Consider the following 2,569-nt stretch of genomic DNA (forward strand, 5'->3'; position numbering starts at 1 on the left):
TTAGAGGACTCGATCGCCTGCTCCCACTTGAAAGCGAGAATTATCCATTTTTACTCTTTCCTTGCGAGCGTTGTTTTTGCTTTTGGCGATTGATAGCTTGTTTTTGTTTTTTGATTTGGTCTCGATTTGATCGAAAAGAATGTTTTTCCTCTGGCTCCTGACTTAAATACTTAGCCAAAGAACTGATTGTTGGATATTTAAACATTTCCAGGATTGAAACATCTCTGTCCACCACTTCGCGCAGTTTGCTATGAGCCTGAGCCATCAATAATGAATGACCGCCTAGATCGAAGAAATTATCATCGATACCTACTTTTTCTAAGTTTAATACCTGTTGCCAAACCGTAGCTATAGCTTGTTCAATATCAGTTTGGGGTGCAATATGATTTGTTTCCCAATCTAGGTTAATAACACCAGGAGCTGGCAGTGCTTTGCGGTCTACTTTACCGTTTGGTGTCAGCGGCAATTCATCTACAATCACAAAAGCTGAAGGAATCATGTAGTCAGGTAAACGCTCCTTAAGATAATATCTAATCTCTTTAGGTAATACTTCAGAGTGATATTTATGATGTGTTTTGTGACCATTTTCGGAGAACAATAATTCATAGAAATGGTTGTGTTTAAACACTTTTTTATGGTGATAAGATTCGTATTCAAACTCAATAAATTGCCCATTTCCCCTAATCAAAATACCTTCAATTTTATAGTCAGGGTTCAAGTTATTATCGCATAGAGTTCCAATACAAACTGCTTTGATTGTATCTCCTTCTGAAACCTGAATTCCCGGATAGAATACCGGAAAGTAGACTGGTAGCCAGCAATACTCATGCTCGATAATATCTATGACTTCTCCTTCAATTGTGTGTAAGTTCAGCCACACTAGAAAACCGTCTAATCTTGACTCTTTTGTAATCGTGAGATTGATTTCAATACGGTATTCTGGGTTAAGGTGAGTATTGAAATTCAAATCTTCAAAAGTATCACTGTTTGAGATAAGATGAGATTTGGGAAATTTCTTAATAGATAACCTTAGATCGAAAGGATATCCAACTTGCTCGAAAATTTTATTAGTGTAATAACCGGGAACATCGTTAAACTGTGGATTATCTAACAATTCATCAGGCAGATAAGCAGCAGCTATTTTGGTAATACTTCTCTGAGGAATCATGATTCCATCTTCCTTCAGAAATCTGCGGGAACTATTCAAAATCACTGCTGCACCTTCCGATCCGCCAATGGCACCGACAATTTCTGACAGACATACGTCCGCCTGTTCGGGCAAGTTAACCTGGGTTGCATCACCATGAATTAAAGTTATCTTGTTTTCCCAACCCAGATTTTTAATACAAGCTTTTGCTAGTCGGTAAGATTCCTCACTTCTTTCAATCGCATATACCTTTTTGGCTCCGGCCTCTACACAAAACCTAGCTAAAATCGCATCTTTACCCGTACCAACCTCAACAACTACTCGATCTTTTACTAACTGGTTAATGGCTACTTTGTAGCTATGATTTCTACGCTCATCATTGGTCATAGCATAATATAACAATTCGTCATAGACGAAGTATTCTGCTACTGATGGCCATAATTCTATCTGACCCAGTTCTTGGCCCTCTTGCTGATGTAATGGTTGGATATGTTTCTCTTCAGGAACTATATAAGCTACCAGGCGCTTGTCGCCCGGTACATCCTCGCGGTTTACTACTATAGCTTGTCGGACAGCGGTGTGTTGGCTTAACACTGCCTCGATCTCGCCAAGTTCAATGCGGAAGCCCCGAATTTTCACTTGGTGGTCGATACGACCTAAAAATTCGATATTGCCGTCGGGTAGATAGCGGGCTAAATCGCCAGTTTTATAGAGGCGAGAACCCGATTCGTGGCTAAAGGGGTTGGGAATAAAGCGATCGCTTGTTAGTTCGGGTTGGTTGAGGTAGCCCCGTGCTAAACCAGCACCACCAATGTATAATTCTCCGGGCACGCCGATCGGGACAAGCTGTTTTTGGGCATCTAGAATATAAACCTGTGTGTTAGCAATGGGCCGACCGATGGACGGTGGCTCTTTACTATCGGTACATTCAGCAATGGTGGCACAGACGGTGGATTCGGTCGGCCCATAAGCGTTAAAGAACCGACGACCTGATGACCATTTAACTATGAGGTCGGGGGAGCAGGCTTCCCCACCAACTATTATTGTCCGCAACGCTGGTAGTTTGTTAAAGGGCAGTACCGCTAGCACGGATGGTGCTAGCGCAACAATAGCGATCGCATAGTCGCGCAAAAGCTGAATCAGAGTTGCTCCAGGTAGCAGGGAGTCCCGCGTTCCCATTACTAGCGTCGCTCCCGCCACCAAGGCCATCACAACCTCAAAGACCGAAGCATCGAAGCTCAAAGAGAAAAACTGGAGGACGCGGCTGTTCGGTTGCACGTCGAATATCTGAATCTGTGCTTTGGCGAGGTTGTATAGTCCTCGGTGCTCCACCAGTACGCCTTTGGGTTTGCCTGTAGACCCCGAAGTGTAAATTACATAAGCCAGGTTCCCAGAGCTTAAGCTGTATCCAGGGTTTTTCTC

Annotated in this window: 1 protein-coding gene; it reads right to left on the minus strand. The window is 43.1% G+C overall.

Annotated elements, in window-relative coordinates:
* Positions 1-40 precede the first annotated feature (40 nt).
* Positions 41-2,569: amino acid adenylation domain-containing protein (locus tag OSCI_RS31400; RefSeq protein ID WP_148288836.1), on the minus strand; the 2,529-nt coding region annotated here is incomplete at its 5' end.

Source organism: Kamptonema sp. PCC 6506 (genome assembly GCF_000180455.1).
GTDB classification, from domain to species: domain Bacteria; phylum Cyanobacteriota; class Cyanobacteriia; order Cyanobacteriales; family Microcoleaceae; genus Kamptonema; species Kamptonema formosum.